This is a genomic window from Microbacterium sp. H1-D42 (assembly GCF_022637555.1).
Lineage (GTDB): Bacteria > Actinomycetota > Actinomycetes > Actinomycetales > Microbacteriaceae > Microbacterium.
Genome location: NZ_CP093342.1, coordinates 2,539,116 through 2,561,076, shown reverse-complemented (window position 1 = coordinate 2,561,076; position 21,961 = coordinate 2,539,116). Strand labels below are relative to the sequence as shown.

At 68.9% G+C, this 21,961-nt stretch carries 15 protein-coding genes; 6 read left to right on the top strand and 9 right to left on the bottom strand.

The window, feature by feature from the left end; translation table 11 throughout:
* Window positions 1-34: 34 nt before the first annotated feature.
* The 7 genes from ribH to MNR00_RS12230 form a co-directional block, all read right to left on the bottom strand.
* Entirely contained in the window at window positions 35-511 is a 477-nt protein-coding gene (gene ribH, locus MNR00_RS12260; RefSeq protein ID WP_241926200.1) for a 6,7-dimethyl-8-ribityllumazine synthase, read from the bottom strand.
* Window positions 508-1,776, bottom strand: coding sequence for a GTP cyclohydrolase II (gene ribA / locus MNR00_RS12255; protein ID WP_241926199.1), 1,269 nt, complete (start codon window positions 1,774-1,776; stop codon window positions 508-510). The genes ribH and ribA overlap by 4 nt, the downstream gene beginning before the upstream one ends.
* On the bottom strand, window positions 1,773-2,402 hold the full coding sequence (locus MNR00_RS12250) for a riboflavin synthase (RefSeq protein ID WP_241926198.1): 630 nt from the start codon (window positions 2,400-2,402) through the stop codon (window positions 1,773-1,775). The genes ribA and MNR00_RS12250 overlap by 4 nt, the downstream gene beginning before the upstream one ends.
* Window positions 2,402-3,451 (bottom strand): bifunctional diaminohydroxyphosphoribosylaminopyrimidine deaminase/5-amino-6-(5-phosphoribosylamino)uracil reductase RibD, encoded by a 1,050-nt coding sequence (gene ribD, locus MNR00_RS12245; RefSeq protein ID WP_241926197.1) that lies wholly within the window; start codon window positions 3,449-3,451, stop codon window positions 2,402-2,404. Before ribD ends, MNR00_RS12250 begins: the two co-directional genes overlap by 1 nt.
* Before the next feature lie 335 nt (window positions 3,452-3,786).
* Entirely contained in the window at window positions 3,787-7,392 is a 3,606-nt protein-coding gene (locus MNR00_RS12240) for a family 20 glycosylhydrolase (protein ID WP_241926196.1), read from the bottom strand.
* 100 nt (window positions 7,393-7,492) lie between these two features.
* Window positions 7,493-8,356 carry a DNA-formamidopyrimidine glycosylase family protein gene (locus tag MNR00_RS12235; RefSeq protein WP_241926195.1) on the bottom strand — a complete coding sequence of 288 codons (864 nt, stop codon included), beginning with the start codon at window positions 8,354-8,356 and terminating at the stop codon, window positions 7,493-7,495.
* Between the two features lie 53 nt (window positions 8,357-8,409).
* Window positions 8,410-8,976, bottom strand: coding sequence for a GNAT family protein (locus MNR00_RS12230; RefSeq protein ID WP_241926194.1), 567 nt, complete (start codon window positions 8,974-8,976; stop codon window positions 8,410-8,412).
* A 95-nt stretch (window positions 8,977-9,071) separates the two neighbouring features.
* On the opposite strand from MNR00_RS12230, the gene MNR00_RS12225 reads away from it, so the two are divergent.
* The 4 genes from MNR00_RS12225 to cydC are packed head-to-tail and all read left to right on the top strand — an operon-like array spanning window position 9,072 to window position 17,836.
* Window positions 9,072-9,983, top strand: a complete 912-nt coding sequence (locus MNR00_RS12225) for a permease (RefSeq protein ID WP_241926193.1) — start codon at window positions 9,072-9,074, stop codon at window positions 9,981-9,983.
* A gap of 9 nt (window positions 9,984-9,992) precedes the next feature.
* Entirely contained in the window at window positions 9,993-13,529 is a 3,537-nt protein-coding gene (gene mfd, locus MNR00_RS12220; RefSeq protein ID WP_241926192.1) for a transcription-repair coupling factor, read from the top strand.
* A gap of 20 nt (window positions 13,530-13,549) precedes the next feature.
* Window positions 13,550-14,347, top strand: coding sequence for an alpha/beta hydrolase (locus tag MNR00_RS12215; protein ID WP_241926191.1), 798 nt, complete (start codon window positions 13,550-13,552; stop codon window positions 14,345-14,347).
* Window positions 14,348-14,377: 30 nt separating this feature from the next.
* The gene (cydC, locus tag MNR00_RS12210; RefSeq protein ID WP_241926190.1) at window positions 14,378-17,836 is read left to right on the top strand and encodes a thiol reductant ABC exporter subunit CydC; all 3,459 of its coding nucleotides are present in this window, start codon (window positions 14,378-14,380) and stop codon (window positions 17,834-17,836) included.
* 30 nt (window positions 17,837-17,866) lie between these two features.
* On the opposite strand, the gene MNR00_RS12205 is transcribed toward cydC, so the two are convergent.
* Both MNR00_RS12205 and MNR00_RS12200 read right to left on the bottom strand, forming a co-directional pair.
* The gene (locus tag MNR00_RS12205) at window positions 17,867-18,691 is read right to left on the bottom strand and encodes a M56 family metallopeptidase (protein WP_241926189.1); all 825 of its coding nucleotides are present in this window, start codon (window positions 18,689-18,691) and stop codon (window positions 17,867-17,869) included.
* 5 nt (window positions 18,692-18,696) lie between these two features.
* Complete coding sequence (locus tag MNR00_RS12200) at window positions 18,697-19,053, bottom strand: BlaI/MecI/CopY family transcriptional regulator (RefSeq protein ID WP_241926188.1); 357 nt, start codon at window positions 19,051-19,053, stop codon at window positions 18,697-18,699.
* A 151-nt stretch (window positions 19,054-19,204) separates the two neighbouring features.
* Here MNR00_RS12200 and MNR00_RS12195 point away from each other — a divergent pair, with 151 nt between their 5' ends.
* Entirely contained in the window at window positions 19,205-20,797 is a 1,593-nt protein-coding gene (locus MNR00_RS12195; RefSeq protein ID WP_241926187.1) for a cytochrome ubiquinol oxidase subunit I, read from the top strand.
* A gap of 27 nt (window positions 20,798-20,824) precedes the next feature.
* A complete protein-coding gene (gene cydB / locus MNR00_RS12190; protein WP_241926186.1) occupies window positions 20,825-21,865 on the top strand; it encodes a cytochrome d ubiquinol oxidase subunit II in 1,041 nt (346 codons plus the stop codon).
* Window positions 21,866-21,961 lie beyond the last annotated feature (96 nt).

The following is a 21,961-nucleotide window of genomic DNA, read 5'->3' as shown; positions in this document are numbered from 1 at the left end:
GCCACCTGCGCGCCCCCATGGGATCTGATAAGCGTCAGCCGCGCAGCGCCCGCACGACCAGAGCGGTGCGCACGGCAGCATCCGCCGCTTCGGCGCCCTTGTCCTCCATCGAACCGGGGAGCCCGGCGCGATCAAGGCCCTGCTGCTCGTCGTCGAGGGTGAGCAGCCCGAAGCCGACCGGCTTGCCGGCATCCAGCGACACCCGCGTCAGGCCGTCCGTGGTCGCCGCCGAGACGTACTCGAAGTGCGGCGTACCACCGCGGATGATCACGCCGAGCGCGACCACGGCGTCGGCGCCGCCGGCGAAGGCGGCTTGCGCGGCCACGGCCAGCTCGAACGAACCCGGAACCCGCACCAGCGAATGCTCGGCGCCGGCGGCATCCAGCGTGCGCTGCGCACCGGCGATCAGGCCGTTCGAGATGACCTCGTGCCAAGTGCCGGCGATCACGACGACCCGAAGGCCGCTGCCGTCGAGGGGGGACTCGGTGGTGGGTGCTCCTGCGCCGCTCATGCGTGGTCCTTTCCGTGGGCGAGTGCCTCGGCCAGCTCGGCTTCGCCGATGATGTGGCCCATGCGGTCGCGCTTGGTCTCGAGATACTGGTGGTTGTTGGGTCCGACGCCGACGATCAGCGGCACCTGCTCGACGACGTCGAGTCCGAGTTCGCGCAGCTTCGCGACCTTGTCGGTGTTGTTCGTCAGCAGGCGCACCTTCGAGATGCCGAGGTCCGTGAGGATGCCCGCCGCTGCGGCATAGTCCCTGGCGTCCGCCGGCAGGCCGAGGGCGAGGTTGGCATCCACGGTGTCGAGACCGTCCTCCTGCAGGCTGTACGCGCGCAGCTTGTTGATCAGCCCGATGCCTCGACCCTCGTGGCCGCGCATGTAGATCACGACGCCGCTCTCCTTCTCGATGAGGTCGAGCGCGCTCTGCAGCTGCGGCCCGCACTCGCACTTCAGTGAGCCGAGGGCTTCGCCGGTGAGGCACTCGGAGTGCACTCGCACGAGTGCGGTCTCATCGAGGGCGCCCGAGATGATCGCGAGGTGGTCGGTGCCGGTGACGCGGTCCTTGTAGGCGAGGATGCGGAAGTCGCCGTGCGTGGTCGGCACGTTGGCGTCTGCGCGCAGGCTCACCCGGCGCTGCGCGGGCTTCGGCGCCGAGGCATCGAGCGGCTGGTGCTCGTTCAGATGCGCGATCATCTGCTCGATGGTGATCACCGGGACGTTGTCGCGCTCGCCGAGCTCGAGCAGCCCTGGCAGGCGCATCATGCTGCCGTCCTCTGCGACGACCTCGGCGATCGCGCCGACCGGGTGGAGACCTGCCAGGCGCATCAGCTCGACGGCCGCTTCGGTGTGTCCGGCGCGCTCGCGCACGCCGCCGTCGACGGCGCGCAGCGGCAGGATGTGCCCTGGGCGGATAACGCTCGCGCTCGTGGACTCCGGATTCGCGAGCACGTTCAGCGTCAGCGCGCGGTCGTGCGCGCTGATGCCGGTGGTGACACCGGTCGCAGCATCCACACTGACCGTGTAGGCGGTGGTGCGCGCGTCCTCGTTGTTCTCGACCATCGGCGGCAGGTTCAGTTTGTCGGCGAGGTCGGCGGGCATCGGCGCGCAGATCAGGCCGGACGTCCAGCGCACCATCCAGGCCATCACCTCAGGGGTGGCGAGCTCGGCGGAGATGATGATGTCGCCTTCGTTCTCGCGGTTCTCGTCGTCGGCGACGATGACGGGGCGACCGGCGCGCAGCGCGTCGAGCGCCTCGGCGATGGGGGAAAGGCTCATCGTGAGCCTCCTTCCGGAAGGGAACGGAACGCCAGCAGACGCTCCACATGGCGGGCAAGGATGTCGGTCTCGAGGTTGAGGACGTCGCCGACGGCAAGGGCGCCGAGGACGGTCGCGTCGAGGGTCTCGGGGATCAGCGAGACCTCGAACCAGGCGTCGGCGCTGGCGGAGTCGCTGACGGCGCTCACCGTGAGAGAGGTGCCGGCGACGCTGATCGAGCCCTTGTCGACCACGAGCGGCGCGAGGTCGGCGGGCAGACTGATGCGCAGTACGCGCCATTGCGCGCCCGGTCGCACCTCGAGCACGGTGCCGGTGCCGTCGACGTGGCCCTGCACGATGTGGCCGCCAAGGCGGGCGCCCACCGGCATGGCCTTCTCGATGTTCACGCGCGTGCCGACGACGACAGCGCCCAGCGCTGAGACGTCGAGCGTCTGCTTCATGACGTCGGCGTCGAACGTGTCGGAGGTGGAGCCGACGACCGTCAGGCACACGCCGCTCACCGCGATGGACTCGCCGTGCACGGCATCCGATGCGGCTTTCGGGGCACGCACGGTGAGCCGCCAGCCGTCTCCTGAGGGTGAGATCGCGGCGATCTCGCCGATCTCCTCGATGATTCCGGTGAACATCAGCTTCCTTCCGGTTGCGCGATGGGATGAATGGGGGCTGAGACGGGATGTGCGATGGCCAGCAGATCCGCTCCGAGCGGCCTCCACTCATCGATCTGCAGTCGTCGGGCGTCGCCGATCGTGGCGACGCCGATGTCGGTCAGGGCGAGGCGGTTGCCGCCCAGCAGCACCGGCGCGATGTACGCGAGCACGGTGTCGGCGAAGCCGGCGGCGATGAAGGCGCTCGCCAGAGTCGGCCCTCCCTCGACGAAGACCCGCTGCACGCCGCGCGCCCCGAGGTCGGCGAGGACGGCGGTGAGATCGCGGGTGTCGTAGAAGAGCGGAGTGATCGGATGCTGACGCACGGCAGCATCCGATGGGGTCTCCCGCTGCCCGATCACGACCGGCATGGGCTGGCGCGGGTAGAGCGCGGCGCCGTCGCGCGCCGTGAGCGCCGGGTCGTCGGCGAGCACGGTGCCGGTGCCGACGACGATCGCGTCGGCGTCGGCGCGGCGGCGGTGCACGTCCGCGCGGGCGTCAGGTCCGGTGATCCACTGGCTGGTGCCGTCGGATGCTGCCGCGCGGCCATCCAGGCTTTGAGCCCACTTCACGGTGACGTGCGGACGCCCGAGGCGGTGGAAGACCAGCCAGTCGTGGATCAGCGCTTCGGCAGCATCCATCTGCTCCCCGGCGATGACGTCGACACCGGCCGCGCGCAGCCGGTCGGCGCCGCCGCTGGAGTGGTCGCCGGGATCATCGAGTGCGTAGATGACACGGGCGATGCCGGCGTCGATCAGCGCCTGCGCGCACGGGCCAGTGCGGCCGGTGTGGTTGCACGGCTCAAGGGTCACGATCGCGGTCGCCCCGCGCGTGGCATCCGATGTCAGCTTCGAGAGCGCGTCGACCTCGGCGTGGGCCGTGCCCGCGCCACGGTGCCACCCCTCGGCGAGGATGTCGCCTGCGGGGGAGAGGATGACGGCGCCGACCTGCGGGTTGATGCCGAGGGGGCCGTTCGTCGCGAGCGAGAGAGCACGTCGCATGGCGTCGCGTTCGGTCTCGGTCACTGCCATCGGTCATCCTTTTCTGGGATCCCGGGGATGGCAGCGGGCGCTTTCGCGTCGCTCGTGCTGCCTCTCTTCCGGACTAGCGAGCTTTCGCTCGCATCACCGTCGGTTCCGGAATTCCACCGGATCGGCGCCTGTCGCCAGGCGTTCGCGGACTGTCACCGCCGGTTCGGATTCACACCGACCCCGGAGCACTTTGATGCTTCTGAGTGTACTCAACGTGAGCGGGGCGGAATCATTCCCGGGCGCGCGGTCGAGTTTCCTCTACGAGAACAGGCGATCCGCCCCGCAGCAGGCTGATCCTCGTCGGATCGACCTGCCGCGGGGCGGATCGCCTGATCTCAGCCCTTCTTCGGAGTGACTGTCAAAGGCGTCCGCGCCTCGATCGGCTCACCGTCGACGGTCTGCACGAGCACCAGCTCATAGCTGCCCTCGTGCGCCTTGTTGGGCACTGCGATCTCAGCGACGACGGCGCCATCCGCATCTGTGCGCAGCTTGTCCTTCAGCACGATCGTCTTGCCGGAGCCCTTGTCCACGTCGATCGGAACCAGGTGCACGGCGGTCTCGGCGTCGGGCGCGAGTCCCTCGGCCGACAGCGACGCCGTTCCTCCGCGAGCCACCTCGGCCGAGGTGAGCTCGACGGTGGGCTCAGTGGGTTCCGCACCGGGCTCGACTGCGCCGACGCTGATCTCCGCTGCGCCGCCGAACGCGTTGCCGCTGATCGACGACAGACCGACGAGCTTGAGGTAGCGACCGCGGGCCGCCTTGTCGAACTCGAACACCTGCTCACGGGTCAGGTCGAGGAACGACCCCGCGTAGGCCGCGTCACCGAACTCCTCGGCGGAGTCGCTGACGTAGACCTCGAACTCCTTCATCCGGCCGTTCGACTGACCGGCGCGCTGGGTGTAGGCGAAGCCGGTGATGTCGTATTCGGCGCCGAGATCCAGCGTGATCCAGTGCGGGTACTCGGGAGCGCCGCCCTGCCACTGGGTGTGCCAGAACGTGCTCGGATCGCCATCGATCGCGTTCGCGGCGCCGGCCTGCTCGCCGACAGTCTCCTCGGAATCGACGCCCACCACGGACAGCACCGACTGGTCGAGCCGGTTCGTGAGTGGCACCAGCGACGACTTGATGACGGTCTCATCGGAGGCGGTGCGATCGCCGAGCGTCGCGGTCACCGCGTAGGTGCCGCTGTACGTCTCGGGGATGACAGGCAGCGACAGGGCGAACTCGCCGTCCTCGTCCGGTCGCACCGTGCCCAGTTCGCGATCGCCGATGGTGATGGTCACGTACGAGCCGGGCTCGAAGCCCGAGAGTGTGCCTGGCAGGCGATCACCCGCGTTCACAGCGGCGGCGACGTCGACCTTCGGGGTGACGGAGTCATCCCATTCCTCGTCCACGGCCGGGTCGGGGGTGCCGTCGGCGACGGTCGTGGTGAACTCCGCGACGGTGCCGTCCGAGAAGGTCACGGTGCCCTTGTAGTCGCCGGCCTCAGCGTAGGAGTGTTGCCCGCGCACCTCATACAGGCCCGCGGCGCGCAGCGCGTTGCGCGCTTCGTCCGTGCGGAAGGTCGCTGCCGACTCGGCAGTCCCGTCACCCCAGTCGATCGTCGCGGTCACGGTGTTCTGCATCTTCGATGCGCTCACACCGTCGGCATCGTCGACGCGGTCGACGGCGATCCCTGTCGCATCCTCGGTGGTCTTGGTACCCGGTGCGGCGACGGTGGCAACAGAGAGAGTGAGATCACGATCGGGCGACACTGCCACCGGCACGCCGGCGGCCGACCAGCTCCACTCGGCACTGGCGCCGTCGTAGAAGTTCGTATCCATCGCCAGCAGACGTTCGCCGACAGAACCCATCCGCTTCGTGAAGTCCGTGACGTCACGCTGAGCCTGGGGGGTCCAGCCGATCTCGGCGTGTGAGATCACCCGGGGGAAGCCCAGGAACTCGGCCTGCTCGCCGCCGCGGATCGTCTCCGCCCACATCGGGCCCTCGACGCCGAGGATGTACTCGTCCGGCAGCTTCGCGCCGGCATCCGTGACGACGGTCGCCGGATCCCAGTCGTAGTACTTCGGGAAGTCGCCGATGCCTGCCCAGGTGAGACCGATGGGCGTCTTGCTGTTGTACTTCATGTCGAGGTAGGCGCTGTTGCTGCGTGAGAGCACCAGCTTGGCGCCCTTGTTCTTGACCGCGTCGAGCGTGTCGGCTGTTCCGCCGACCCAGTACTGGATGGCGTCATCGGTCTGCACGCCGCCGATCGATGCCTCGTTCCAGCCCATCATCTTCTTGTCCAGGCTGTGCACCAGCTCGACCGAGCGAGTGATGAACTTCACGTAGTCGTCGTGCGGGGTGACATGTGACTCGTCGCCACCGACGTGGATGTACTCGCCGGGGGTGATGGCCGCCAGCTGCGTCAGGACGTGCTCGAGGAACACCCAGGTGGCCTCGGAGTTCGCATCCATCGTCGAGTACCCGACGCTGCCGGTGCCGTTCGCGGGGACTCGACCCGATTCGTCAGCCCCAGGGCGCGTTCCCGCCGTGTTCAGCTCGGGGATCGCATGCAGCGCAGCGTTGGTGTGCGAGGGGGTGTCGATCTCGGGGATGACGGTGATGTGCAGATCAGCCGCGTAGGCGACGATGTCCTTGTACTGCTCCTGCGTGTAGTAGCCCGTGCGACCGAGCTCGTTCTTGAACCCCTGCTGGGTCATGGCAGTGGCGCCGGACCGCTTGGTGAGCTGCGAGTAGTCGATCGTGTCACCAGGGGCCTTGCCCTCGTTCGTGATCTCCAGACGCCAGCCCTGGTCGTCGGCCAGGTGGAAGTGCAGTGTGTCGAGCTTGAAGGCGGCCATGGAGTCGAGGTAGGCCTTGACCTCGTCGACGGTGAGGAAGGAGCGAGCGACGTCGAGCATCGATCCTCGGTGCGAGAACCGCGGCGCATCGGCGATCTCGACGGCCGGAACCGTCCAGTCCACGACGACCTCGGTGTCGGACTCGACGAAGGCGGGGAACAGCTGACGCAGTGTCTGCACAGCGTTGAACGCCCCGTGGTCGGTAGCCGAGGTGATGCGGATGCCGGTGCTGCCTGCGGTCAAGGCATAGGCCTCTTCCTGCCCCTCGAACCCGGTGACATCGCCCTGCGCGAGGACGATGTCGCCGTCACGGGGATCTGCAGCCAATGGGAGCGCAAACCCGGTTGATCCGCGCAGCAGATCGGCGAGGTGCTCCGCGCTGTTCTGCATCGCGGGATCCGCGACGATGCGGGCATCCGGTGCGAGCACGAAGTCCGGCGCGTCGGCGACAGACGTGACGCTCTGCGGCAGCGGCACGAGGGTGTCCGTGCGAGAGGGGACCACGACCGGTTCGGCCCCGTCCCACACCTCGAACTCCCACATCGACATGCCATACTTCTGGCCGCCGATCGGCGTGCGCTCCAGCCCTTGCATGCGCACGTGCGAGTATGCCTTCGCGGTGTCCGCCTTGGTGAGCTTCTGCACGTCTCGGAGCCCGCATACCGGGGTGATCACATCGGTCGCGTCGACGAAGGTCTCGCCATCGGTCGAGACCTGCAGCTTGTACTTCGCCGCGCACGCGTCCTCCCACTCGATGGCGATGTGATCGATCACCGCCGGCTCAGCGAGTTCGACGGTGATCGAGGCGTCATCGGCCGTGTTCGACGACCAGCGCGACTGGTCGCGCGAAGGAGCCGACGGGTTCCTCACGCCGTCGATGACGAGCGCTGGACCCCATCGGTCAGCCACCTCCTGGCCAGTGGCCGTCACGCTGCCGCCCTTGGCGGCGAGGGCGATGTTCTCGCCCTCGCCAGGGGTGGCGCCGCCGGCAGCCAGGGCGGGGGAAGCGGGGAGAGCGGTCAGGACCAGGGCTGCGCCGGTGGCGAGTGCTGCGCCTCCGGCGGTGAATCTGCGAACGAACTTCTGTCTTCTCAGCATTGAGATCACCTTCGTCGAATGTTTCCGCAAACACGCGGTTGCCGAAATGATACGGATGGTTAACAAACGCTGTCAACCATTGTTTCGGCTGGTTTTCGACCTACTTCAACAGGCGTGAGAGGCGCCGGTCTGCGAGCACCTTGCCGCCGGTCTGGCAGGTGGGGCAGTACTCCAGGCTTCTGTCCGCGAAGAACACGCTGTGCACGGTGTCGCCGCAGACCGGGCACGCCTCACCCCGCCTGGCATGCACCTGGAAGCCGGCACGCTTGGCGTCCTTCAGGTCCGCGGGTGGCTTGCCTGCTGCCTCGCTGATGGCCTCTCGCAGCGTGGTCTGCATCGCCGAGTACAGCCGGTCGATCTCGTCGTCGTCGAGGTTCGCGGCGGGTGCGTACGGAGACATCTTCGCGGCGTGCAGGATCTCATCGCTGTACGCGTTGCCGATTCCGGCGATCAGGCCCTGATCGCGCAGCAGACCCTTGATCTGGGTGCGGCGGCCTGCCAGCAGCGCCGCGAAAGCCTCGCGGGTGAAGGTCTCATCGAGCGGGTCCGGCCCCAGTCGCGCGATGCCGGGGACATCTTGCGGGTCGCGCACGACGTAGTAGGCGAGGGACTTCTTGGTGCCCGCCTCGGTGAGATCGAAGCCGCTGCCGTCGTCGAACGCGACGCGCAGCGCGATGGGGGACTTGCCCGGCTTGATCAGCGTGGTCGGCAGTGTGTCGTACCAGCGCAGCCAGCCGGCCTTCGCCAGATGGAACACCAGGTGCAGATCGTCGCCGAGGCTGAGCACGACGAACTTGCCCTGCCGGGATGCGCCGGTGATCGTCGCACCGTGCAGCGCCGTGTTGGGCGGATCGTACGTCTTCAGTGCGGCGATCTCGCCCACGCTCGTGCGCGTGATCGCATGACCCACCGCGCGCTCGCCGAGGAACGCGACCAGACCCTGCACCTCCGGCATCTCGGGCATGCAGACATCCTGTCACGCGGTGCCGACATCCGGACCGTGTTCGGCCAGGCGGCTCAGTCGAGGACGGGCCACTCCACCGGCGTGCGGTCGTCGGATGCCAGCAGGCCGGCGATCCACCCGTCGTCGCGGCCCCGCGAACTGGTCAGGCCCTGACGCAGCATGCCCTCGTAACGGAAGCCCAGCCTCCGAGCGGTGCGAGCGGATGGGATGTTGTCCGCGACAGCGCGCCAGCTCAGTCGGGCGAGCTTCAGGTCGCCGAAGCCGTACTCGATGACCGCGCGTGACGCCTCGCCCATGACACCCTGACCGCGGAATGCCGCCGCGCCCCAGAATCCGATTTCGGCCTCGCCGCCATGCGGGTGCTGCTCGATCTTATGCAGGCCGATCATGCCGGCGAGTTCGCCACCTGACCGGATCGCCCAGACGGTCTCCACGCCGTCAGCCCACCAGCCTGCGACCAGGTTTACGAAGTCGACACCGTTCTGACGCGAGTACGGGGTCGGCACAGTGGTCCAGCGCGGCACCTCGGGATCCTGGCAGGCCGCGGTGATGGCATCCACATCCGCCATCGTGGGGATGCTGAGGACGAGCCGTTCTGTACGCAGGGTCACCGGTTCCATCGCGCCAGCGTAACGGCGTCGCGGACAGCCGGGCAAAACTCGCCCGCCAGTACAATTGCACTGCGGCCGTTCGCCGTCACCCGAGGAGGACAGCCGTGGTCGAGCAACGCTCTTCGCCGCGAGGCGTGGTCTTCTCGCTGCTGGCATCCGCACTCTTCGCCGGCATGTTCTACCTGTCGACGCTGGTCACCTCGTCGGCCGAGGTCGTCTTCGCCGCGCGCGTGCTGCTCACGGTGCTCTGCTACGCCGTGGCGCTCCTGCATCCGGCGGTGCGGCGAGAGGTCGGCGTGTTGTGGCGTCGGCTGCGCGCGCGGTGGTGGATGCCCCTGCTCAGCCTTCTGCTCACCACCATCGCCGGCGTGCAGCTGTGGCTCTTCATGTGGGCGCCGATGCATGGGCGGGGCCTGGATGCGGCGCTGGGGTTCCTGCTGCTGCCGATCTCTCTGGTGCTCGCGGGACGCTTCCTGATGAAGGCGCATGTGAGTCGCATGCAGTGGCTGGTCGTCAGCCTCGCCGCGGTCGCGGTCGTCGTGAAGCTCATCGCGACACCCGAGCTGTCATGGGTGACGCTGATGATCTGCGTTCCGTATGCGCTGTACTTCGTGCTGCGTCAGCGCTTCGGCCTTGACGGACCGATGGCGTTCGGGTGGGAGGTGACGCTGCTCACGCCCGTCGCCATCCTGGCGCTCGTCACCGCGGCGCCCGTCGAACCGTCGGCGCGTGAGTACATGGCGCTCGCGGCCATCGGCCTCGCGAGTGCGGTGGCGATGACGTTCTACCTCGGCGCGTCCTACCTGCTGTCCATGCCGGTCTTCGGGCTGCTCGGGTATGTCGAGCCCGTGATGCTCGTCGCCGTCGCCTTGCTGCTGGGGGAGCGGATGCAGGGCGCGGATGCCATCGTCTACGGCGTCCTCGCCGTCGCGCTCACGCTGCTGGCGGTGGAGGGGTTCCGCGCGGCCCGCCGCCCGCGCCCGCCGAAGACTCCCGATGTCCCCGGCCCCGCGTAGACTTCTGCGGTGACTGTTCCGGGGATTCTGCGCGCCTTGGAAGAGGCGAACCTTTACCGTGACGCCCTCACCTGGGCGCAGACCGATGCCGACATCTCCGCCGTCGACGGGCTCGACGCGCCGATCGTCGCGGGGCTGCTCGAGAAGCGCGCGGCCGCCGGGCATCCGGCATCCGCGCTCATCGTCACGCCCACCGGCCGCCGGACCGAATCGGTCGCGACGGCGCTCCAGGCCTACCTGCCGCAAGCCGAGATCCTCACCTTCCCGGCCTGGGAGACGCTGCCGCACGAGCGCCTGAGCCCCAGCCCCGATACCGTCGGGCACCGCTTGGACACCCTGCGCCGCGTCACCACGTGGACTGCCGAGCGCCCGCTCGTCGTCGTGGCCTCGGTGCGCGCCGCCCTGCAGCCGCTGGCCGCCAACCTCGGCGACGCCGCCCCGCTCGAACTGAAGATCGGCGGCCGCGGGATCGAACTCGAGCAGGCCATCGAGCAGCTCGTCGAGCGTGCCTACACGCGCGTCGACATGGTGTCGAGGCGTGGCGAGTTCGCGGTGCGCGGTGGCATCCTCGATGTGTTCCCGCCGACTGCCGACCACCCGCTGCGAGTGGAGTTCTTCGGCGACGAGATCGACCAGATCCGGGCGTTCTCGGTCGCCGACCAGCGCTCGCTGCCCGGCGATGTCGAAACCGTCGAACTGCCGGCCAGCCGCGAACTGCTGCTGACCACCGAGGTGCGCGAGCGCGCCGGGGCGCTCGTGGGGCAGTTCCCCGCCATCGCCGGCATGCTCGAGAAGATGTCAGAGGGCATCCCGGTCGAGGGCATGGAATCTCTGCTGCCCGCCGTCGCCGGCCCACTGGTGACTCTCGCCGAGTACCTTCCCGCGCACTCCGCCACCGCCGTCATCGACCCCGAGCGCTCCAGCGCAAGGGCGCAGAACCTCGGTGAGACCAACCGCGAATTCCTTGACGCCGCCTGGAGTGCGGCCACCTCAGGGGCATCCGCTCCGATCGACCTCGGTGCGGGCGATTTCATCTCGCTCGCCCGCCTGCGCGAGATCGTGCGGGACCGCGACGGCGTGTGGTGGCGGCTGAGCCCGTTCGCGACCGACGATGATGATGCCGCGAACCTCGACTCCTCGGTGATCCCCTCGTTCCACGGCAACGTCGACGGCGCGATCGCATTCGTCGAGGCGCGGCTCAGTGAGGGCTGGCGGGTCGTCATCGTCGCGTCCGGCCAGGGGCTGGTCGAGCGCGCGCGCGACGTGCTGAGTGACCGCGGCCTTGCCGCGCGGATCATGGACGACCTCGAAGACGCGCCGGAGGGCGGTGTGGCGAGCATCGTCGCGGCGACCGTCGAGTCGGGCTTCCAGGTGCCGGATGCGAAGATCGCCGTCCTCACCGACAACGAGTTCTACGGGCGCACCATCGGTGGCGATCAGCGGATGGTCAAGAAGCTGGCGTCCCGCCGTCGCAACGTCGTAGACCCGCTGCAGCTGAAGCCCGGCGACTTCGTCGTGCACAACACGCACGGCATCGGCCGCTTCGTCGAGCTGACCAAGCGCGAAGTGTCCAGCGGTGGACGCAACGCCGTCAAGACCACTCGCGAGTACCTCGTGCTCGAGTATGCGCCGTCCAAGCGCGGCTATCCAGGCGACAAGCTGTTCGTGCCCACCGACCAGCTCGACCTGCTCTCGAAATACGTCGGCGGTGAGGCCCCCGTGCTGTCGAAGATGGGCGGCAGCGACTGGGCAGCCGCGAAGGGCAAGGCCCGCAAGGCGGTACGCGACATCGCCGTCGAGCTGGTCAAGCTGTACTCGGCGCGGATGAGCGCGAAGGGGCATGCGTTCGGGCCGGACACACCGTGGCAGCGCGAGCTCGAAGAGGCGTTCCCGTTCGCCGAGACGCCGGACCAGCTGCAGACGATCGATGAGATCAAGGCCGACATGGAGCGGCCGATCCCGATGGACCGCCTGCTCAGCGGTGACGTGGGCTTCGGCAAGACCGAGGTCGCCGTACGCGCCGCGTTCAAGGCGATCCAGGAGGGCAAGCAGGTCGCCATGCTGGTGCCGACCACCCTGCTCGTCAAGCAGCACTTCGAGACGTTCACCGAGCGCTTCGCGGGCTTCCCGGTGAAGGTGCGCCCGCTCTCGCGGTTCCAGACCGACAAAGAGGCGAGGCTCGTACTGCAGGGGCTGCTTGACGGATCGGTCGACATGGTCATCGGCACGCACCGCATCCTCACCGACCAGGTCATCTTCAAGGACCTGGGTCTGATGATCATCGACGAGGAGCAGCGTTTCGGCGTCGAACACAAGGACGCCCTGAAGAAGATGAAGACGAACGTCGACATCCTCGCCATGAGCGCCACCCCGATCCCGCGCACGCTCGAGATGGCGGTCACCGGCATCCGTGAGATGTCGACGCTGCAGACCCCTCCTGAGGACCGGCATCCGATCCTCTCCTTCGTCGGCCCGCGCAGCGACAAGCAGATCGGCGCGGCAATCCGCCGCGAGATCCTGCGTGAAGGGCAGATCTTCTTCGTGCACAACCGCGTGCAGTCCATCCAGCGCGTGGCGTCCGAGCTCGCCGAGCTGGTGCCAGAAGCGCGCATCGCCGTCGCGCACGGCAGGATGGCTGAGCATCAGCTCGAGCAGGTCGTCGACGACTTCTGGGAGCGCAAGTACGACGTGCTCGTCTCTACGACGATCATCGAGACGGGCCTTGACATCTCGAATGCCAACACGATCATCATCGACCGCGCCGACAAATACGGCCTTGCGCAGCTGCACCAGCTCCGGGGGCGAGTCGGGCGCGGGCGCGACCGCGCCTACGCGTACTTCCTCTACGACGACATGAAGCCGCTCAGCGAGACGGCTGCCGATCGGCTGCAGACGATCGCGGTGAACAACGAGCTCGGCAGCGGCATGCAGGTCGCGCTGAAGGACCTCGAGCTGCGCGGTGCGGGCAACATGCTCGGCGCCGAGCAGGCAGGTCACATCGCTGGCGTCGGCTTCGACCTCTACCTCCGAATGGTCGGCGAGGCGGTGGCGACGTTCCGTGGTGAGGACACCTCGAGCGAGGTGGAGCTGCGACTGGAGCTGCCGGTGGATGCCCGGATCCCCGAGCACTACATTGACAGTGAGCGGCTGCGGTTGGAGGCCTACCAGAAGCTGTCTGCCGCGACAGGGCTCGGTGTCGCCGACGACGCGATCGACCTGGTCGTGGAAGAGCTCGTCGACCGGTACGGCGCGTTCCCCGACGAGGTCACCACGCTGGTGAAGGTGGCACGGCTGCGCCGCCGGGCGGCCAGGGCCGGACTCTCGGACGTCGTCGCGATGGGGTCGAACCTGCGCGTCGCGCCGGCGCGCTTCGAGGATTCCATGAAGGTGCGCCTGCAGCGGCTGTATCCGAAGGCGAAGCTCGTGGGCGGGGGAGAGGCGCTGGTCGTGCCGATGCCGGTCGATGCGGATCTGATCGAGTGGGTCGGCAATCTGTTCACGGCGATGTTCCCCGAACCGGTGAAGGCGGCTTCCTCGGACGCGTGAGCTGGGTTACGGTCGGAGGCATGCTCGATCGCACTCTGCAGCGGCCCGGAGCCGGCATCCGATATCGCGACAGCGGCGACGGGCGGGCCGTCGTGTTCCTGCACGGCGCCGGGATGGACCACACCATGTTCGCCGCGCAGGCCGCTGCGGTGCAGTCGGCGGGCCGTCGGGTGGTGCTGTGGGATCTGCGCGGGCACGGTGAATCGGAGCTCGGCGCCGGCATCCGATTCACGGCGTCGGACGCGCTCGACGACCTCGGTGCGCTGCTGGACACGCTGGAGCTGGCAGACCCGGTGCTGGTCGGCCACTCGCTTGGAGGCAACCTCGCCCAGGCGTTCGTGCGTGAGCACCCCGAGCGCGCCGGTGGCCTGATCGTCGTCGATTCGACCTGGAACGCCGGCCCCCTCACCTGGCTGGAGCGCTTCGCACTTGGTCTGGCCGCACCGCTGCTCGCGCTGATCCCGGCCCGGTCGCTGCCGAGGCTGATGGCAGGGGCCTCCGCCGTCGACCCTCGTGTGATCGACGAGATCGCGGGCGTGTTCGAGCGGATGCCGAAGAAGGCCTTCCTCGACGTGTGGCGTGCCACCGCATCGCTCGTCGATCCTGATCCGCTCTACCGCACTCCTGTGCCGCTCGGGCTGATCCGCGGGGCGCAGGATCGCACAGGCAACATCGCGAAGGCGATGCCGGTGTGGGCGGCGACCGAAGGCGTGACCGAGCGGGTCGTGCCCGATGCCGGGCACGTCGTGACGCTGGATGCCCCTGAAACCAGCACCCGCGCGATCCTCGAGGTGCTCGGCGGGTTCGACGAACGGTAGAGGTAGTTCTACGCGATGTAGAATTGCCGGGTGACCGCAGAACCGATCCCGAACGACCCCTGGGTGCTGGAGGCCGCGCGAGTGGCCAAGGCGCCGGCGCCGAGGCGCCCCGAGCTCGGTCCGGTTCCGCGCCGGGCGCTGTACGGTCTGGGTGTGCTCGCCGCATCGCGCGCTGCGGGTCTCGTCCTGATCGCCGAAGCCGTCGCACGCGGCATCGCCGCGCTCGCAGGCGACGGGCTGCCCGCACCCACCGTGCGTCTGGTCCTGCTGCTCGGCATCGCCGGAGTGCTGCTTCGCACGACGGGCGAGTGGGCCACTGCGGTCGTCGCTCGCCGTATCGCCACCGCCGTGAAGCGTGATCTGCGCACGCAGCTCTGGCGCCGCATCGTGGCCGGTGACCGCTCGGGTGGCGGAACGGCGGTGCTGGCATCAGACGCCCTCGACGCCCTCGACGACTACTACGTCCAGTCGCTGCCTGCCCTGATCTCGGCAGCGGTCATCCCGCTGCTGGTGGGCCTGCGCATCCTCGGCGCCGACTGGCTGAGTGCGCTGATCATCGTGCTCACGGTGCCGCTCGTGCCGCTGTTCATGACGCTGATCGGCAAGCACACCCAGCAGCGCACCGACGCCGCGCTCAGTGCTCTCACCCGCCTCGCCGACCATCTCACCGAACTCGCCCGCGGACTGCCCGTGCTCGTCGGACTCGGCCGCGTCGACGAGCAGACCCGAGCCCTCGACGGCATCCAGAGCCGCTACCGCGCACGCACAGAAGAAACCTTGCGATGGGCGTTCCTCTCGGCGCTCGCGCTCGAGCTCATCGCGACGATCTCTGTCGCCATCGTCGCGGTCTTCCTCGGGCTGCGGCTGCTGAACGGCACGATGGGGCTGGAGGCGGCGCTGGTCGCACTGATCCTCGCACCGGAGTGCTTCCAGGCGCTGCGCGACGTCGGATCGGCGTTCCACGCCTCGCAGGACGGACTCTCGGCGCTCGATCGCGCGAAGGCGCTGCTCGCGCGGCCGCTCGCCCGCGACGTCCGCACGCCGGCCGGCCCGGGCGGCGCGGATGCCCGCGTCGCGCGCCTCGATGCCCTGACGGTCCGCTATGCCGGGCGGCAGGCGCCGGCGCTGGATGCCGTCACGGCCGAACTGCGCGGGATCACCGCCATCACCGGCCCCAGTGGTGCCGGCAAGTCGACGCTGCTCGCCGCGCTCGCCGGTGTGCTGCCGGCGGATGCCGAGATCGAGGGCGCGATCACCGGCGTGCGGTCGGATGCTGTCGCCTGGGCGCCTCAGGCGCCGCAGGCCTTCGCTGACACGCCACGCGCCGAGCTGGCGCTCTACGGCGCCGATGTCGACGCGCTCGACGAGCTCGGGCTTGGTTCCCTCGCCGATGCCGCCGTCGCTGAACTGAGCCCCGGCGAGCTGCGGCGGCTGGCTGTCGCGCGGGCGCTCGCCAGAGTGGATGCCGGAGCCGACCTGCTCGTGCTCGACGAGCCCACCGCGCATCTCGATCCGGTCGCGGCCGAGTTGGTGCGCGGGGCCGTGCTGCGGCGTGCGCAGCGCTGCGTCGTAGTGCTCGCCAGCCACGAGCCCGAGACCCTTGCGCTCGCGGATCATCGCGTGCCGGTTAATGCGTTCGCGGATCATCGCGTGCCGGTTAATGCGTTCGCTGAATCCGCCGATGCTGCAGAGCGCCCCGATGCCGCCGTAGGAATCCAGGACGAATCCACTTCTGCAGGACGATCCGGCCGCCAGCATCCTGCAGAGTTGCAGTCGACCTCCAGAGTTGAGCCAGCGCGCCCGAGCTCGGTGACAAAGCGCGCCAGCGGGTCTCGCAGCCTGACGCTCGCCTCGCTGCTGCGACCGCACGCCTGGCTGTGGGCCGGATCGATCGCCCTGGCCGCCCTCGCCGCCGGGCTGGCCGCCGCACTGACGGCCGTCTCGGGCTGGCTGATCGTGCGCGCCAGCGTCGAGGAGTACATCATGTACCTGCTCGTCGCCATCGTCGGAGTGCGGGCCTTCGGCATCGGCAGGGCGGCCGGCCGGTACGCAGAACGGCTGGTCACCCACCGCGCGGCATTCCTCGTCGTCGACGCCCTGCGGCTGCGGCTGTGGCGGGCGATCGCGGCACGAGGCGCGGGATCGCGCAGGCTGCTCGAGGGAGGCGCGCCGCTGGATTACCTCGTCACGCTCGCCGACGATCTGCGCGACCAGCTGCCACGGGTGATCCCGCCGATCGGCGCAGGGGTCCTGGTCATCGCGGGCACGATCGTTACCACGGCGTTCGTCACCCCGCACCTGACCGTGCTCGTCGCGGCGGTGCTGATCGCAGCCGTCGTGCTGGCATCCGTCCTCGCCATCGTCGGCGAGCGCCGTGCCGGGGCTGCGCGCATCGCCGCGAGGTCGTCGATCGTGCGCGGAACGGCGGCGCTGGCATCCGCCTCCGACGATCTGCGCGGCAACGGCGTCGCCCCGCGCGCGCTGGACGAGCTCGACGGCACGGCCGACTCCCTCGCCGACGCAGAGCGACGCACGGCGTGGTCAGCCGGCCTCGGCGCGGCCGTGATCACGGCGGCCACGGCGATGCTCGCCGTGCTGGTGCCGGTGCTCTCCGCGGGCGTGCCTGCCGAGTTGGCATCTGTCATCGCGCTGCTCGCACTGGCCGTGCTCGAGCCCCTCGCCGATCTCGTGTCGGCCGTGCAGCGGATCCCGGCGCTGCGCACGCTGCTGCGCCACCTCGATCCGGTCCTGCGGCCGGCGCCGACCTCCGAGTGGGGTGTGCAGACCGCGGATGCCACCGCGCTGCTCGCTCTCGATGATGTCACCATCCGGTATCCGGGCGCTGCTGCGCCAGCCGTGCAGCACGTGAACGGCGCGGCCGAGCGCGGGCGCTGGCTGGTGCTCGATGGGCCGTCAGGGTCGGGCAAGTCGACCCTGCTGTCGGCGGTGATGGGTGCTCTGCCCGTCGAATCCGGAGCGATCTCGGCCGACGGCACGCCGCTGACGACCCTCGACGAGAGCAGCTGGCGCGCCCAGGTCGCCTGGTGCCCGCAGGACGCCTACGTGTTCGACTCCACCCTGCGCGGCAACCTGCTGCTCGCCCGGTCTCGCGACGATGTCCCCGACGATGCCGCGATGCGGCATGCGCTCGCCCAAGCCGGGCTGTCCCCGCTGCTGGGTGGACTCGTCGACGGTCTCGACACCCGCGTCGGGGCAGCAGGGTCGGCGCTGTCCGGTGGCGAGCGTCAGCGGCTCGCGGTCGCCCGCGCGCTGCTCACGCGGGCTGAAGTCATCCTGCTGGATGAGCCGACCGCGCACCTGGATGAGCCCACGGCGGCCGCCATGATGACCGATGTCCGAGGGGCGACAGCCGACCGGGTGGTCGTGCTCGTCTCTCACCGCGACGCCGATCGACAGGTCGGTGATGCGATCGTGCGGCTCGGCGACAGCATCCGACACCCGGCGAAGCCGGAGCTCGCCCAGCGCTGATCGCGGGTATCGACGCGGTGCAACCGGCGCTCAGGCCGCGAGGCGTCGGAAGCGGTCGCTGACGCGCGTCGAGCCCGACACCGGCTGCTCGGCACCCGCGGTACCGGTGAGGCCGCCGGCCCCGACCTGCAGGATCGCGCGCGCGAGCACTTCATCGCGCACCTCGCGACGGGCATGATCGTCGGCGAGCATCTCGACGAGAGCCGCGACCTCGACCTCAGCGCGAGCCGCGATCGGGAACCACGGCAGTGCCGAGCGCCAGGCTCGGAACGCGAGCTGCAAGAGGTCGTGTCGCTGCTCGACGTGGGCGCGCTCGTGGGCGATCACGGCCACCAGCTCATCAGCATCCAGGCGGTCGAGCAGACCCTGCGAGAGCACGGTCACCGAGCGCGTGCCCTTGGGGAGGCAGTAGGCCACTGGCACCTTGTCATCGAGCACGCGTGTGCGGGCGCGAGTGGGATGGGGTGAGGTCAGCAGTTCGAGCAGGGCGAGGTGGCGTCGGCGCTGGCTGGTCACCTGCAGGGTCGTCGCGCCGAGGTGCGCGAGCAGGTAGACGGTGAACAGTGCGGCGGGGATGATGGCCAGCCACGGGTGCTGCGGCAGCGCGGCGTATCCCGCCAGGGCGAGGGCGCCGATCATCGAGAGACCGCCGGCCAGTCCGATCGCCTGCCACAGCAGCAGCGCCATCACCGGCGTGCGCATCGGCCACGACGCCCTGGAGAGCGCGACGGGCACTGGCCAGGCGAGAGCGATCGCGACCGCACCGAGCAGGACGGCGCCGGCCACGATCGCACCATGCGGGATCACGAGCGCGCCGATGGGGGCAGCATCGGCGAAGGGCGTCCACCCTGTCATGAGTCTCAGCTCGCGTGTGCGAGCAGTTGGCGCAGGATGGCGGCATCCTCGGCAGAGACGCCGCCGACGAAGCGCTCCAGCACGGCCGTGCGGTCGCCCGCGCCACCCAGCACCGAGTGCATGAGCTCGGCGACGTGGTCGGCGCGCGAGGCGATTGCGGTGTAGCGATGCGGCCGGGCTGAGCGGTCGGATGCCACGAAGCCCTTCTTCTCGAGGCGTGACAGCACGGTCAACAGCGTCGTCACAGCCAGGGTGCGGCCCGCGGATTCGAGCGCGTGCTGCACGTCATAGGCGCTCTGGGCCCCGTCGGCATCCCAGAGGGTGTCCATGACCGCGCGTTCCAGTTCTCCGAGCGTCGCCATGTCGTCCTCCTTCGCGCCGGTTTTCTCCAGCCCTTCTATTCTACCCCTTGTCGAAATTGTTCTATGCTCAGTCGAAGTAGTTCTACTAGGCGTAGAATTCGAGTGGTGGGCAGGCCCAGCCGCCACATCCGAACCGAGAAGGAGATCCCGCGTGGACGTGCTCGATATCGCCAGATGGCAGTTCGGCATCACGACCGTCTATCACTTCCTGATGGTCCCGCTCACGCTGGGGCTGGGCTTGATGGTCGCCATCATGCAGACCCGCTGGGTGCGCACCGGCGACGAGAAGTTCCTTCGCATGACGAAGTTCTGGGGCAAGATCTACCTGATCAACTTCATCGTCGGCGTCGCCACCGGACTCGTGCAGGAGTTCCAGTTCGGCATGGCGTGGAGCGAGTACTCCCGATTCGTCGGCGACGTGTTCGGCGCACCGCTGGCGATGGAGGGCCTGCTGGCGTTCTTCGTCGAGTCGACCTTCCTCGGCATCTGGATCTTCGGCTGGGGTCGGCTGCGCAAGGGGCTGCACCTCACAGCCCTGTGGTGCGCGGTGATCGGCTCGTGGATCTCGGCCTTCTTCATCATCGTCGCCAACTCGTGGATGCAGCACCCGGTCGGCGTCGAGATGGGTGCCGACGGCCGCCCCGTCATGACCGACATCTGGGCCGTGCTCACCAACAGCACGGCACTCGCCGCGTACACCCACACGATCCTCGGCGCCCTGGTCGTGGCGGGCATGTTCCTGATCGGCATCGCCTGGTACCACCTGTGGCGCCGGCGCCACGACGGCATCGACACGGTCTCCGAGACCGGTCACGTCGTCGTAGGGGAATCGGATGCTGCGCCGGGGCGCGACCGCACCGACCACGGCGTCTGGATCTGGTCGCTGCGGCTGGGCGCGGTCGTCGCGATCCTCGGCTTCATGGGCACCGTCGTATCCGGAGACATCCAGGGCAAGCTCATGTACGAGCAGCAGCCCATGAAGATGGCGGCTGCGGAGGCAGCCTGCCACACCGGCTCGTCGTTCTCGGTGCTCTCCCTCGGGGACCCCGGATCGACCGACTGCTCCGACGTCGTCACCCTCATCGAGATCCCCGGCGTGCTGGGCTTCCTCGGCACAGGGGAGTGGGGCGCCGACATGCCTGGCATCCGCGATCTCGAACCGCAGTACGTCGACCAGTACGGCAAGACGATCCCCGACGACGCGCTCTACGGCGCGCACGCCGGCGCCGAGGTCAACTACGTGCCAGTGATGTGGGTGACCTACTGGGGCTTCCGTCTGATGATCGGCCTCGGCGGCATCGTGGCCTTCGGTGCCGTGGTCGCGCTGTGGCTGACGCGCAAGGGCACCGTGCCGCGCTCGCCGTGGATCATGCGTCTCGCGCTGCTCGGAATCGTCGCCCCCTTCGCGGCGAACATCGCAGGATGGATCTTCACCGAGATCGGACGACAGCCGTTCGTCGTGGCACCGAACCCGGACCCGAGTGGCATCGACGGCGTGTTCATGTTCACCGCGGCCGCCGTCTCACCTGGTGTCACGGCGGGCGAGATGCTGTTCTCCGTCATCACTCTGACCCTCGTCTACGGCGTCATGCTCGTGATCGAGATGTATCTGATGGTGAAGTACATCCGCGGCGGTGTGGCGGCCGCGATGCCCGAGCTGACAGCTTCTGCACACAGCGGCGGCTCCGGCGATGACCCCGATGGCGACGACAAGCGCGACGACGTGCTCGCGTTCGCGTACTGACCGGCTGAGTCCTGGAGGAATAAGGAAATGGAACCGCTTCCCGTCGTCTGGTTCATCGCGATCGCCGTGCTGTGGATCGGCTACCTGCTGCTGGAGGGCTTCGACCTCGGCGTCGGCATGCGCATGATCTTCTCCACCCGCTCCGAGCAGGACCGCCGGGTCATGCTCAACACGATCGGTCCGGTCTGGGACGGCAACGAGGTGTGGCTCATCACGGCCGGTGCCGCGATGTTCGCGGCTTTCCCCGCCTGGTATGCGTCGCTGTTCTCGACGCTGTACGTGCCGCTGACCTTCACGCTGGTCGGACTGATCGTCCGCGCCGTCGGCATCGAGTACCGCGGCAAGGTGCACACGGTGCGTTGGCGTGACTTCTGGACCTGGATGATCGGCCTCGGCTCGCTGATCGTGGCGTTCTGCATCGGCGCCGCCCTCGGCCTGACCTCCACCGGGCTCCCGATCGATGCGAACGGCGACCGCGTGGGCGGTCCCTTCGTGTGGCTCACGCTGCCGGCGGTGATCGGCGGCCTCGCGGTGGTCGGCTTCGCACTGGCGCACTCCTCGACGTTCCTCGGGCTCAAGGCCGACGGCCCGGTGCGTGAGCGCGCCGGCCAGTTCGCTGCGCGGTGGGCGCCGCTCTGCCTGGTGCCCGCGGCGGTCTGGGCCCTGTGGGTGCAGTTCTCGCATGGCGGCGGCAGTGTGCTCTCGTGGGCGTTCATCGTGCTCGCGGTCGTGGCCGCTCTGTTCGGCTGGCTGGCCGCGCGACGCCGCAACGAGGGCTGGGCCTTCATCGGCTACGCCGGGTTCGGGCTGTTCGGAGCGGGGGCGATCTTCGCCGGGATGTTCCCGCTGCTGCTTCCCTCGACGGTGGATGCCGCCTTCGACCTGACCGTCTGGAACGCCGCGAACGGCTCGTACACGCTGGGAGTCATGACCATCGTGGCCGCCGTCTCGCTGCCGGTCATCCTGCTGTACCAGGCGTGGAGCTACTGGATCTTCCGCAAGCGCGTCACGCCAGGCATGATCCCCGAGGTGCACATCGTGCTTCCGGCGGTGCTTCGGGCCAACTGAGTGGCATGCGCCTGCCGCGCAGATGTGCGCTTCGCGCGGACGTGAACTCAGGTTCGCATCCGCGCGAAGCGCACATTCCCGCGGGAAGCGCCCGGC